Annotated in this window: 10 protein-coding genes; 5 read left to right on the top strand and 5 right to left on the bottom strand. The window is 50.3% G+C overall.

Annotated elements, in window-relative coordinates; translation table 11 throughout:
• Positions 1 to 146: 146 nt before the first annotated feature.
• Positions 147 to 1100, bottom strand: a complete 954-nt coding sequence (locus HAV38_RS19865; RefSeq protein ID WP_168057149.1) for a cation diffusion facilitator family transporter — start codon at positions 1098 to 1100, stop codon at positions 147 to 149.
• A 453-nt stretch (positions 1101 to 1553) separates the two neighbouring features.
• Here HAV38_RS19865 and fdxA point away from each other — a divergent pair, with 453 nt between their 5' ends.
• Positions 1554 to 1877, top strand: coding sequence for a ferredoxin FdxA (fdxA, locus tag HAV38_RS19860; RefSeq protein ID WP_168057148.1), 324 nt, complete (start codon positions 1554 to 1556; stop codon positions 1875 to 1877).
• A gap of 296 nt (positions 1878 to 2173) precedes the next feature.
• Positions 2174 to 3274 carry an NAD(P)/FAD-dependent oxidoreductase gene (locus HAV38_RS19855; RefSeq protein ID WP_168057147.1) on the top strand — a complete coding sequence of 367 codons (1101 nt, stop codon included), beginning with the start codon at positions 2174 to 2176 and terminating at the stop codon, positions 3272 to 3274.
• Between the two features lie 383 nt (positions 3275 to 3657).
• Here HAV38_RS19855 and pnp read toward each other — a convergent pair whose 3' ends face one another.
• Both pnp and rpsO read right to left on the bottom strand, forming a co-directional pair.
• The gene (pnp, locus tag HAV38_RS19850; protein WP_168057146.1) at positions 3658 to 5802 is read right to left on the bottom strand and encodes a polyribonucleotide nucleotidyltransferase; all 2145 of its coding nucleotides are present in this window, start codon (positions 5800 to 5802) and stop codon (positions 3658 to 3660) included.
• 329 nt (positions 5803 to 6131) lie between these two features.
• Entirely contained in the window at positions 6132 to 6401 is a 270-nt protein-coding gene (gene rpsO / locus HAV38_RS19845; RefSeq protein ID WP_168057145.1) for a 30S ribosomal protein S15, read from the bottom strand.
• A 331-nt stretch (positions 6402 to 6732) separates the two neighbouring features.
• On the opposite strand from rpsO, the gene bamE reads away from it, so the two are divergent.
• The gene (gene bamE / locus HAV38_RS19840) at positions 6733 to 7221 is read left to right on the top strand and encodes an outer membrane protein assembly factor BamE domain-containing protein (protein WP_168057144.1); all 489 of its coding nucleotides are present in this window, start codon (positions 6733 to 6735) and stop codon (positions 7219 to 7221) included.
• A gap of 190 nt (positions 7222 to 7411) precedes the next feature.
• Here the strand turns inward: bamE and lolD are convergent, their stop codons facing one another.
• Positions 7412 to 8137 (bottom strand): lipoprotein-releasing ABC transporter ATP-binding protein LolD, encoded by a 726-nt coding sequence (gene lolD, locus HAV38_RS19835; RefSeq protein WP_168057143.1) that lies wholly within the window; start codon positions 8135 to 8137, stop codon positions 7412 to 7414.
• Positions 8130 to 9395 carry a lipoprotein-releasing ABC transporter permease subunit gene (locus tag HAV38_RS19830; protein ID WP_168057142.1) on the bottom strand — a complete coding sequence of 422 codons (1266 nt, stop codon included), beginning with the start codon at positions 9393 to 9395 and terminating at the stop codon, positions 8130 to 8132. The genes lolD and HAV38_RS19830 overlap by 8 nt, the downstream gene beginning before the upstream one ends.
• A 647-nt stretch (positions 9396 to 10042) precedes the next feature.
• Here HAV38_RS19830 and HAV38_RS19825 point away from each other — a divergent pair.
• Together HAV38_RS19825 and recJ are read left to right on the top strand one after the other, a co-directional pair.
• Positions 10043 to 11383 carry a hypothetical protein gene (locus HAV38_RS19825; protein WP_184013488.1) on the top strand — a complete coding sequence of 447 codons (1341 nt, stop codon included), beginning with the start codon at positions 10043 to 10045 and terminating at the stop codon, positions 11381 to 11383.
• On the top strand, positions 11380 to 13077 hold the full coding sequence (gene recJ, locus HAV38_RS19820) for a single-stranded-DNA-specific exonuclease RecJ (protein WP_168057141.1): 1698 nt from the start codon (positions 11380 to 11382) through the stop codon (positions 13075 to 13077). Before HAV38_RS19825 ends, recJ begins: the two co-directional genes overlap by 4 nt.
• Positions 13078 to 13131 lie beyond the last annotated feature (54 nt).

The raw sequence follows: 13131 nt of genomic DNA, 5'->3' as shown, positions 1-13131 counted from the left end.
GGATCAAGCAGAACGCGATGGTTGACCAATCTAAGAACTAAGACCGTATTTAGTTATTGGAAAAGTCAGGCATCATTGCTGTAATCGCTTGCAAGCGATCACAGCGTGAAAACGAAAAGCTGCGCACATGCGCAGCTTTTTTAGTTTCAAGGATAACTGGACAACTCCGACTCAATGACAGACGCCGGTGGCTTTCTGCGATCCGGCTCAAAAAAACACCAGTAAACTTGCGGCCAGCGCGACTGAATACCTGCTTCAATCTCATTGATTACATCAACCAGCGCGATATCTGAAGGCTGTGGTCGCATTTCGGCCTGCACCGCAATCATGATCTGATGACCCCATTGCATGGAAATCAGATTCATCACATGGGCTATCTCGGGGTGCGCTTCAATATGCGCCTTGATAGCAGCGTGGAGTTCTGGCGTGGCTGACTCGCCGGTCACCATCGCCTTGACCTCCCGGATCACAATGATAGCTACGATCATCAGCAGTAAACCGACCCCGATGGAACCGCAAGCATCCCACAACGGATTGCCGGTATAAACTGTCATGACCACGGCTACAAATGCTAACGCCAACCCCGCTAACGCGGCGATATCTTCGCCTGCCACCACCATTAGTTCCGATTGGCGAGTTTCACGAAACCATTTGTAAAAAGATTTACCGTGTGAAATTTTGCGAATCTCTACCATCGCGCCACGTAACGAGAAAGCTTCGAGGACTACCGAGATACCCAGCACACCTATTGCTACCCATGGATTGGTAATCGGCTCCGGGTTACGTAAGTGTTTGATACCCTCCATGACCGAGAAAGCGCCACCAACAAAAAACAACAATATCGCCACCATCATGGCCCAAAAATACACCACGCGTGCGTAGCCCATCGGGTGTGAGTCGTTTGCTGGTCTTTGCGCCTCTTTTAATCCAATTAGCAAAAAAACCTGATTAGTACAGTCTGCCAAAGAATGGATTGCCTCAGCTAGCATCGCGCCCGAGCCGGTAAATAGTGCTGCGACAAATTTAGCCAACGCGATACCGCCATTTGCGCCTAACGCGTAAAAAATCGCCTTGGTAGAACCTTCGGTGTGGGATGCCATAACTTTTCGACGCCATTCGCAACAGTGAAAGGGATGCAAAAGCTGACACACTAGCTAATTTATCATTCGTCTGCAACCGGCAAGGCGTTTTATTGTTATGCTCGCTCCGCGGCGGGCCTGAAAAAGTATGAGTAATAAAGCAATATGAGGCACATTCCGACCAGGCGAACTGGTCAGCCGATTTGCAAAAAACCCCCTACATTTCGGGCTAAAGCTAAATAGTGAATATCCTTATGTGAATTCTATATAACCGGGGTTTGTAGGAACTACCGAATTACCTTAAAATACAGTGCTTTGCATCTACGAGCGCGCCCGCATTATGCTCGACCGGTTACGCCGATTCTCAAATGCGCTTATCGAATGAGATGCTCAGGTGAGATTTCAGCGCCAGATATTCAGCGTAACCAAGGCTCGCTACCGCTACAAGTAACACTTACAGATTGGACTGTTGTTATGACCCACGTTGTGACCGAATCTTGCATCAGCTGTCGCTATACCGATTGCGTGGATGTTTGCCCGGTTGATTGTTTCCGCCAAGGCCCGAATTTTTTATCCATCGATCCGGATGAGTGCATTGATTGCGCCGTTTGTGTTGCCGAATGTCCTGTAAACGCGATCTATGCAGAGGAAGATGTTCCTGCCGATCAACAGCAATTCATCAAGTTAAATGAAGACCTGTCGCGTTTCTGGCCGTCCATTACCAAAACCATTCCGCCGCTACCAGATGCTGACGACTTCAAAGATGTCACTATCAAGTTGCATTTACTAAAGCGCTAAGTAGCGAATTTTAGCGAATAATCACTGAGATCCGATTTTTTCACATTTTTCGTTAGTTTTTAGCCACATTATTAGCCTATTTTTAGCCTCATACCGATCGCTGCGAAGTCAGCGTCCCCCGCAGCAGATCGGTAGCCAAAAAATGCGATCAATGCAGGAAATAGCAGGGCACAACGGTGCAGGCAATACAGCATCGCTTAAGCCGAAACATTTAATACTAATCGTCACTGTACCTGCAACATTGCATATACAACAACGATTGGGGGACCCAACCCAAACAGGAATCAGATAGTCGTATGGAAACCAGCGCCAAGATTGATGCATCTACTCTCACCATTATCAACAATAGCAACAACCCGCCGATAGAAGCCGATGCCGTCATTATCGGCGCTGGACCGGTTGGTCTGTTCCAAGTGTTTGAACTGGGTCTGCTTGAGATCAAAGCTCACGTCATAGACTCGCTGCCGGTCGTCGGCGGTCAATGCGTGGAACTCTACCCCGACAAGCCAATTTACGACATTCCTGCGGTACCGGTTTGCACCGGACAAGAATTAACCGACAATTTGTTAAAACAAATTGCGCCGTTTGATCCGACCTTCCACCTTAGTCAGGAAGTTACCGTCGTCGAGCGCCGTGAAGATAACCGCTTTAATGTAGAAACCTCGGTCGGCACCCGGTTCATCACCAAGACCATCTTTATCGCTGCGGGCGTTGGATCGTTCCAGCCACGGACAATCAAGAGCGAAGGTATTGACCAGTTCAATGACTCGCAATTATTTTACCGCGTCAAAGATCCACTTCAGTTCCATGGCAAAAATCTGGTGATTTGCGGTGGCGGTGACTCTGCGCTGGATTGGGCGCTCAATCTGGTTGGCAAGGCAGAATCCGTCGTGCTGTTGCATCGCCGTGAAGACTTCCGCGCAGCACCTGCTTCAGTTGCTAAAATGAAGCAGCTTTGCGAAGACCTGGAAATGCAGTTTTTGGTCGGTCAAGTTACCGGGCATGAAGTCAAAGATGGCAAACTTTCAGAAATCAAGGTTACCGGTCCCGATGGCGTGACCCGTCGCATGCCGTTGGATACTTTGCTGGTATTCTTCGGTCTGTCGCCCAAGCTCGGCCCTATCGCAGAGTGGAGCCTTGACATTGAACGCAAGCAACTGAAGGTTGTCGATACCGAGAAATTTGAGACCAACATACCGGGTATTTTTGCGGTTGGTGACATCAATACTTATCCGGGTAAAAAGAAGTTAATTTTGTCCGGTTTCCATGAAGCCGCGTTAGCTGCGTTTGGTGCTGCACCGTATATCTTCCCTGACAAGAAGATTCACATGCAATACACCACAACGTCGCCTAAACTGCACAAAATCCTGGGTGTTGAGTCACCTGTTTTTGACTGATTATCGCCTGCAATTCAGGACGGTATGAGCGCAGGAGGCTAAAAATAGGCCTCGTCTGACTCCTCCACGAGACAAAAAACCGCCCAGACGCATCGCTGGACGGTTTTTTTATTTGTATAGTGCTTGCTGACGTTGTTTGTGTACTAAATGCTGGACCCGGTTCGGCTCCCTATCGGCTCCCTATCGGCTCCCTATCGGCTATCGTTGGCTTTTAGTTGGCCTTTAGCTGGCCTTTAATTGGGCTTTATTGCATTCCGTCGCCGACTGATCTGAAGGCATCTAACGTTACCAAATATTCCGTATTTATTTCAGGCAATAAAAAAACCGTCCTCGACACAATGGCATCAAGGACGGTTTTAAGGAAGCTAAGTTAAATCAGCTTATTACGCAGCAGGTGAAGGTGCAGCCACTGGCGCAACATCGCCAGCTTCTATTGCAGCCTTCATCGACAATTTCAAACGACCGCGGTCGTCGGTTTCAAGTACTTTAACTTTGACTTGCTGGCCTTCTTTAAGATAGTCAGCGACCGCATTGACGCGCTCGTTAGCAATCTGGCTGATGTGCAGCAAACCGTCTTTACCCGGCAACACCTGAACAATCGCGCCGAAGTCCAGCAACTTCAATACTGTACCTTCGTATACCTTGCCGACTTCCACTGATGCAGTCAGTTCTTCGATACGACGTTTGGCTTCTTGACCGGCAGCAGCATCAACCGAAGCGATGGTGACAACACCTTCATCGCTGATGTCGATCTGTGTACCTGTTTCTTCAGTCAATGCACGGATAACCGCGCCGCCTTTACCGATTACATCGCGGATTTTTTCCGGATTAATCTTGACGGTAATCAGACGTGGAGCAAAGTCAGACAATTCCGATTGGGAACCACTTGGCACTGCTTTTTCCATCTCACCCAAAATATGGATACGGCCGACTTTAGCCTGCGCCAAAGCGACTTGCATGATTTCCTTGGTGATACCCTGGATTTTGATATCCATTTGCAACGCAGTGATGCCGTTTGCAGTACCAGCGACTTTAAAGTCCATGTCGCCAAGGTGATCTTCATCGCCCAGAATGTCTGTCAATACAGCGAACTTGCCACCGTCTTTGATCAAACCCATGGCGATACCTGCCACGTGGCCTTGCATCGGCACACCAGCGTCCATCAGTGCCAGACAACCGCCGCAGACCGAAGCCATCGACGATGAACCGTTAGACTCAGTAATTTCTGATACCAGACGGACGGAGTAGCTAAAGTCTTCCGGTGCTGGCAATGCCGCCAACAATGCGCGTTTAGCCAGACGACCATGACCAATTTCACGGCGCTTTGGTGTACCGACACGGCCTGTTTCGCCAGTAGCGAACGGAGGCATGTTGTAGTGCAGCATGAAGCGATCCGAGTACTCACCCATCAACGCATCAATTTTTTGCTCGTCACGGGCAGTACCCAACGTTGCAATAACCAACGCCTGCGTTTCGCCGCGTGTAAACAACGCGGAACCGTGGGTACGTGGCAATACGCCGGTACGGATTGTGATTGGACGCACAGTGCGCGTGTCGCGACCGTCAATACGTGGCTCGCCATCCAGAATCTGCGAACGAACGATTTTGGCTTCCAGATCAAAAATAATGTTGCCGACTTCGGAGCTATCCGGGACTGGAGAATTGTTCGCAGCTGCGATTCCGGCTAACGCAACATGCACTTTGCTCACAGCATCTTTAAGCTGAGCGGTCCGCGCTTGCTTATCTTTAGTTTGATAGGCCAAACGAAGATCGGCTTCTGCCAAATCTGTCACGCTGGCGATCAGCGCTTCATTCTTCGGCGCTGGGCTCCATTGAATTTCTGGCTTGCCACCATCGCGGACCAGTTCATGGATCGCGTCGATAACCGCTCTCATCTGCTCATGGCCGTAAACAACCGCGCCCAACATCACTTCTTCAGACAATTGCTTGGCTTCCGACTCAACCATCAATACGGCTGATTCCGTACCGGCAACAACCAGGTCCAGCATCGATGTCTTCAGTTGCGTCGTGGTTGGGTTCAGTACGTATTGACCGTTAATGTAACCAACGCGTGCAGCACCGACCGGGCCCGAGAATGGCACGCCAGAGACTGACAGTGCGGCTGAAGCACCGATCATCGCAGCGATATCTGGATCGATTTCAGGATTGACCGATAGCACGTGAATGATCACTTGCACCTCGTTCATGTAGCCTTCTGGGAACAAAGGACGGATCGGGCGATCGATCAGACGCGATGTCAGTGTTTCTTTTTCCGAAGGACGGCCTTCGCGCTTAAAGAAACCACCTGGGATACGACCAGCAGCGTAAGTTTTTTCAACGTAATCAACAGTCAATGGGAAAAAATCTTGACCCGGCTTGGCATCTTTACGTGCAACCACGGTAGCCAGAACAACGGTATCTTCAATGGATACCAATACTGCACCGGAAGCCTGGCGTGCAATTTCGCCGGTTTCCAACGTTACCTGATGCTGGCCGTACTGGAAAGTCTTAGTAACTTTATTAAACACGATATTTCCTCTCTAATTTTGCCGACAGATTTTCAGGGGCTGTCGTTCACCTCACCACAGACGTTCGGGTCACTACATTTGGGAGTGAATGAACATCTTAATACAAACAACTTTCGGAGAACAAGCGTCCTGTTAATGAAAACATTTGGCACTTTTAAGCAGCAAACACGTTAAATCCGAATTACTGCGCTGGCACCTGACACAAATACTATTCGCCAAAAGCAAAAATGCCTGCGTCAGAAACTGACGCAGGCATTTTACCTATCGACCGAGCAACAACAGCGTCGCTAAATAACGAAACAACATATTGAAGATCGATGACAAGCCTATTATTTACGCAAACCGAGTTTTTCAATCAGCGAGCGATAACGGTTCAAGTCTTTACCTTTGAGGTAAGACAACAGGCTCTTACGACGGTTTACCATCATGATCAGACCGCGACGGGAATGATGATCTTTAGCGTGTGCTTTAAAGTGACCATTCAGGTCGTTAATACGTGCTGTCAACAAAGCGACTTGCACTTCTGGCGAACCAGTATCATTTTGCGCGCGTGCATTGTCAGCGACAATAGCGGCTTTTGCTGTTTTTACGATAGTCATACTTACCTTTCACAAGCGGTGTATAGAGTAGAAACCCCATATACCGTGAATACAATTAAATTTGGCCCACATAGACCAAGGGCGCAGTATATAGCAAATTGTCCGTGCATTCAATTACTTAGCATTTTGAACGGTCGGTGACGTATATGTCGCATAAGCATTATTATATAGTTACTGAAAACGTCTAAAAATTATCAGCCGTCTTGACCGCAGGTGAATATTGGCGCTCCTGAAGACCGCAGTATAAAGTGATTATATAGGCCCATCCGAGACTTCAGCGATCCGTTGCGCCATATAAACGCCCATCCAAGCTTACCTTAGGAAACCGATCATGAAAAACCGTTACCGTACCCTGCTTCTACTTATATCTGTAATAGCCGTCGCTGGTTGTGCCATCCCTGTCAATCCCGGCGATCCGGAATCTCAGGTAATAAGTCGCCTCGGCAGACCCAACGCAACCTATCAAAATGGCAACGAAAGACTATTAGAATACGATCAAGGTGCATTTGGTCAGGAGACCCACATGGCGCGAATCGGCCCGGATGGACATTTGATTTCGTATCAGCAAGTGTTGACTCTCGAGCAATTTGCGAAAATCAAGGTTGGTCAGGCGAATAAAGAGGACGTTTTGCGACTTGTCGGGCATCCGCTGAACACAGTATTTTATAGCCGCGTACAACTTGAGGGCTGGAATTATGGCTTTAAGGAAAGCGGCGTGTGGAATTCTCTGATGACGGTGTACTTTGATAAAACCGGTATCGTCGCCAAGCTAGAGAATGGTCCGGATCCACGATTTGAACACTCGCGCTTTGGGTTGTGAAGTGCGACGTTTGCGCTTGTGGGCTGGCACTCAGCCATCGCATTGATAACTCAGAACCTGGCGGTCACGCCATTCCGCCAGTGATCCGAATTGTCGATACTAATTCTTACTGATTCTTACTGTTCGTTGCGGATTGCTGCTGATCGTTGCTAATTGTTGCTGATCTCCATAGTCCTTACAGGACATCTGGTTAATCAACATACGGCTCCAAACCATTTTCAGACAAACGCAAAATACGTCCGCAGCGGCGCGCCAGTTCAATATCATGTGTCACGATGACAAAGGCGGTCCCCATCGTTTCTGACAATTCCAGCATCAGATCAAATGTCATCTGCGCCGTGGCACGATCCAGATTACCCGTCGGCTCATCGGCCAGCACACAAGCGGGCTGCGTAACCAACGCTCGCGCCAGTGCCACCCGTTGACGCTCACCGCCGGATAACTCACCCGGCACATGGATTACACGTTTAGCCAGGCCAACCCGCGACAACACCGCGTGGGCTTGCTCTTGGGCGTCGGCGCGACTTAAGCGGCGTATCATCAACGGCATGGCCACGTTGTCGAGGGCAGAAAACTCAGGCAGCAAGTGGTGGAATTGATAGACGAAACCGAGCGCTGTATTGCGCAGATCACCGCGCGCTTTTTCGCCCAAATTACTTAAATCCTTGCCCAACAACGTGACGCCTCCGGTGGTCGGTGTGTCCAGCCCGCCCAGCAAATGCAACAAGGTCGACTTACCGGAGCCAGAAGCACCGACGATGGCGACTTGTTCACCTTTGCAAACATCAATATCGATACCGCTCAGCACCTTGACCGAGTAGCTGCCCTGGGTAAAGGTTTTTCCCAAGCCGCGGCTCGACAAGATTATTTCATTCATGCGTTGTCCGTTATTGTGAGGATTGACAGAATTATTCATACCGCAGCGCCTCCGCTGGCTTCACGCGTGCAGCCCACCAGCTTGGGTACAACGTTGCAACAAAAGCCAATATAACGGCCACACCGCCAATAGTCCAGACGTCCGGCCAGCGCAAATCAGACGGCAACTCACTAATCACATAAATACTTTTAGGCAAAAACTGAACATGCAGCGCGTGCTCTATCGCTGGGACTATGACATCGATGTTTAGCGCCACAAATACTCCAAAACCCACGCCTAGCGCAGTACCGATCAATCCCACCAGTGCGCCCTGAATCATGAAAATTTTCATGATCGAACGCGGCGATGCCCCCAGCGTGCGCAAGATAGCGATGTCGGCCTGCTTCTCTGTTACGGTCATTACCAGTGTTGACACGAGATTAAAAGCTGCCACGGCGATGATCAACGTAAGGATGATAAACATCATGCGCTTCTCGGTTTTGACCGCCGCAAACCAGTTACTATTTTGTTGCGACCAATCGCGTAAATACAGATTTGCCGGCATGGTCGTTGCCAACTGCTGGGCGACTTCCGGTGCGCGCAACATGTCAACAAGCTTCAGACGCAAACCAGAAGGCGCGGTAAGACGAAACATTTTTTCTGCGTCCTCCATCTGAATGAACGCGAGCGACGAGTCAAATTCATAATGGCCCGCCTCAAATATGCCGACAACATTAAATTGCTTCAGACGCGGCACCACGCCTGCGGGCGTTACCTGCCCTTGCGGTGCCAGCATGGTCACCTTGTCGCCGATACCGGCATGCAGCCCACGCGCTAACTCGCTACCGAGAACGATATTAAATTCGCCCGGTTTCAGCGCATTAAAATCACCCTTTTTGATCTGTTTGGTCACATCGGAGACTTTCGGCTCCTCCGCTGGCATGACACCGCGGATGCCGACACCCCGCACCTCGCCATCGCGGGTAAGCATCGCTTGCGCCTCCACATAAGGTGCAGCGCCAATCACTTCTTTGTTCTTGAAAGCTTGTTTGGCGACTTCTTCCCAGTCCGGCATTTCGCCTGAGCCATCAAATACTTCGATGTGCGCCAGTACCGACAGCATTCGGTCCCGTACTTCTTTTTGGAATCCGTTCATTACCGACAGCACTACAATCAGTGCGGCCACACCAAGGGCGATACCCGCCATTGATATTAATGAAATAAACGAAATGAAACTGTTACGGCCACTGCGTTTGCCAGCGCGCGTATAGCGTATGCCGACCAGCCACTCAAACGGTAAATTTTTTAAAATGCTCAATGCCAGGCTCCCGAAATCAGCCAGCAGTTTGCCATATTTCAGAAGGCCTTATATCGTTTGTAACGAAATCAAACACTTAATGATCAATTTACGTTCATTTGAGAGGTATTTGCCCTTTGGGATGGGTAAAAATTAATAAAATAGAATCACGTTTCCCCGGGTACATGCGTGAGTCAGTGTGGCGCCTTAAATTAGCGCCGTGGCGGAGATGGCCGCTACCTGACTATGGGAGCAAGGGACTGACGGACTCCGAGCAAAAATTTAGCGCAATCAATTGCACCTCGAACGGAGTTGCCCTTTCCGGTAGTAACTCCTATCGATTATTACTTATTGATTATTGATTATTTCTTGCTTGGCATTATTTTTTATTATTAAATATTATTTTATTCATTGCCAAGCAAAAACCAACAGAAATAAAAGTGTCTATAGCGCCAGACGCCCGACTAGGCGCTACCGCCTCGGTACGTGGACTTCCTGAACAAAGCATCTGCGCTTACACTGCCCATCTCTTTGTGAGTGCGCTGATACAACAAAGCACCCACCGCAATCATGCGATAAAGCTCCTCTTCTGACAACTTATCGGAAATTTTAGCAATCTCCGTGGCTAACATCTCTATGATGTCCTCTAAAGTAACACGTGGCATTTGATGATTGGTACGACTCCACATATCGATGATCAACTCTGGCGACATGGTTTTCTCCTACAAAATATCAGTATAGGAAAATTCACAGAATTCGCCAGTAACAGTATGAAGGCGATGGGTTTCCATGCTTCCGGTCCCGAGATGCCCTACAATTCGGGCATGAACCATCTCGACATATTGCTGCCTTTTGGCCTGCCACCCACGGAACTAACACGCGATATATTGCGTGAACTAAACATGCCCGCTCTTGCCACGCTGGTCGCGCGCGCTAAAGGGGGTAGTCAACATCAACAGGTAATGGATGAGTTTGCCCGAGCGTTGCCACATGAAGTGTGGCTGTCGCAGCGCTTTGGCTTAAGTACAGTCTTTAGTAGCGGCGCAAATACCAACCTAAATACCAACTTTATCAACGACGTCGGCACCAACTCAACCGACAAGCCGTCCTCCAGTCCGCCCGTGGCGATTGCCGCCATGCGCGCCGCCGGACTGGATACTGATCAGGGACATTGGTTCATACTACATCCGGCACACATCCATGTCGCGCGCGATCATCTGGTATTAACCGATATTCGGCAGATATCGTTATCGGAACAAGAGTCGCGCTTTCTATTTGAAGAGGCAAAGCCGCTTTTCGTCGAAGACCGCCGCACCTTATTGTACGGCGACGCCAACACCTGGTTTATGCGCGCAGATGACTGGCAACACCTGAACACGGCGACCCCCGATGCCGCATGTGGACACAACGTCGATATCTGGATGCCGCACGGACAAGGTGATCGCGCGTGGCGCAAACTACAAAACGAAGTACAAATGCAATGGTTCGAAAATAGCCTGAACGAACAACGGGCCATGAGCGGCAAACAAGCCGTCAATTCACTATGGTTATGGGGCGGCGCGAGCGTCCCGCCGATTGACTCCACTAGTACGCCAAAATATTATAGTCATGCCTTCAATCTGCACGGTTGGCTGCGCGCTTTTGATCACAGGCCCCTCGCCTCCGGCCAAAACAGCGGCACCGTCGAAGAAATCGTAAATACGCCTGGCGAACGTGCTTTTCTGTTACTCGACTATTTAATCGCGCCAGCACTTACCGGCGAATGGTCCGAGTGGATACAACAATTTCAGGCAATGGAACGTAACTGGTTTAATCCCTTACTGCTGGCCATGCAAAACGGCAAGCTCAAACAATTAACGCTAACATTTACCGACAATACGCGCATCGGCACCTCGACCACAACATCGCTTTCGCTCAAAAAATTCTGGGTCAAGCCATCGTTGAAAGCGACATTTACAGGCGCCGTGCAAACAACCGAACAATCAGCCGCAACCGAGGCCGCAGAATGACCCGCATCGTCACCCGTCCCTATCCGTTTCGCGATTCCGAACGTCTGCGCCAAAGCGGTATTCATCCGGTTTTGGCACGCGTATATGCTGCCCGCGGTCTGCTCGATGTTAAAGAACTCGAAAGTGAATTAAGCGCATTGATTGCGCCCAGCGGTTTATTACACATCGGTGCCGCCGCCAGCTTTTTGGCCGATGCGATTACCGCGAAAAAGAAAATGGTCATCGTTGCCGATTACGACTGCGACGGCGCTACAGCCTGTGCGGTCGGCTTGCGCGGTTTGCGCTTGCTGGGCGCAAACGTCGATTTCATCGTGCCGAATCGCTTTGAGTACGGCTATGGCCTGACCCCGGAAATAGTCGAACTGACCGCGCGCGAAAAATCGCCCGACATCATCGTGACCGTTGACAACGGTATCGCCAGTATTGATGGCGTAGCCGAAGCCAACCGGCGCGGGATCGAAGTAGTGGTCACCGATCATCATTTGCCAGCAGATACCTTACCCGCCGCGCGCGTGATCGTTAATCCCAATCAACCGGAATGCGGCTTCCCCAGCAAAAATCTGGCCGGGGTCGGCGTCATGTTTTATGTATTGCTGGCGTTACGTGCAGAAATGCGTAAGCGCGGCATATTCGATGCGCAGACGCAACCAAAACTGGATGTCCTGCTTGATCTGGTAGCGCTTGGCACTGTCGCCGATGTCGTTAAACTGGACGCAAACAACCGAATTCTGGTGGCGCAAGGCCTGAAACGCATGCGGGCCGGACGGATGCACGTCGGCATCGCCGCTCTATTCCGTGCGGCTGGACGAGAAGCACGCCGCGCCACGCCATTCGACCTCGGCTTTGCTGTCGGTCCACGCCTGAATGCTGCGGGCCGACTGGCCGATATGGCGCTGGGTATCGAATGCCTCACGACGGACGATGAAGGCCGGGCCTGGGCTATTGCGCAAGAGCTGGACGGCATCAATAAAGAACGGCGTGAGATTGAATCCGGCATGCAGGATACCGCGCTCGCGCTACTCGACAATTTCAGTCCGGCGGACAGCAACACGATCAGCGTATTTGACGCTTCATGGCACCAGGGTGTGATCGGTATCGTTGCGTCACGCTTAAAGGATAAGTTTTTTCGCCCGACCATAACGTTCGCACCGGGCGGCGACGGTATGATCAAAGGCTCTGGTCGTTCGATCCCGGGGTTCCATTTACGTGACGCGCTGGATTTAGTGTCCAAACATGCGCCCAGTCTGATCGAAAAATTTGGGGGTCACGCGATGGCTGCTGGTCTGACAATACGCGCCGATGCCTTCGATACCTTTTCTGCCGCGTTTGAAAAGGTTGGCAGCGCGTGGTTAGGCAAACATCAACTTGAACGCGTCATTGAAACCGACGGCCCGCTAGAAGATGCCTATTACACCACGCAATTTATCGAACAGATGGAAGGACAAGTATGGGGACAGGGTTTTGCACCCCCGGTATTTTGCGATGAGTTCAGAATAATCAGTCAGCGTATTCTGAAAGAAAAGCACCTCAAACTCCTGCTGGAAAGAAATGGTGTACGTTATGATGCAATCTGGTTCGGTCACACCGATGCCCTCGGCGGCAAGGCAAAGGTGGCGTTTCGGCTTGATGCCAATGAGTTTAACGGTGTCACCAAAGTTCAGCTAATGGTGGAGCATGCGGAAGCGTTAGGGTAGTCCTGTGGCGGCAAAGACTGCGCCTTTTATTTTAATACCGTCGATTGTTAGCCT

The sequence above is a fragment of the Glaciimonas immobilis genome (assembly GCF_011947285.1).
GTDB lineage: Bacteria > Pseudomonadota > Gammaproteobacteria > Burkholderiales > Burkholderiaceae_D > Glaciimonas > Glaciimonas immobilis.
Note: the sequence above shows the minus strand (reverse complement) of the source record. Positions and strands in the feature narration are given on the sequence as shown.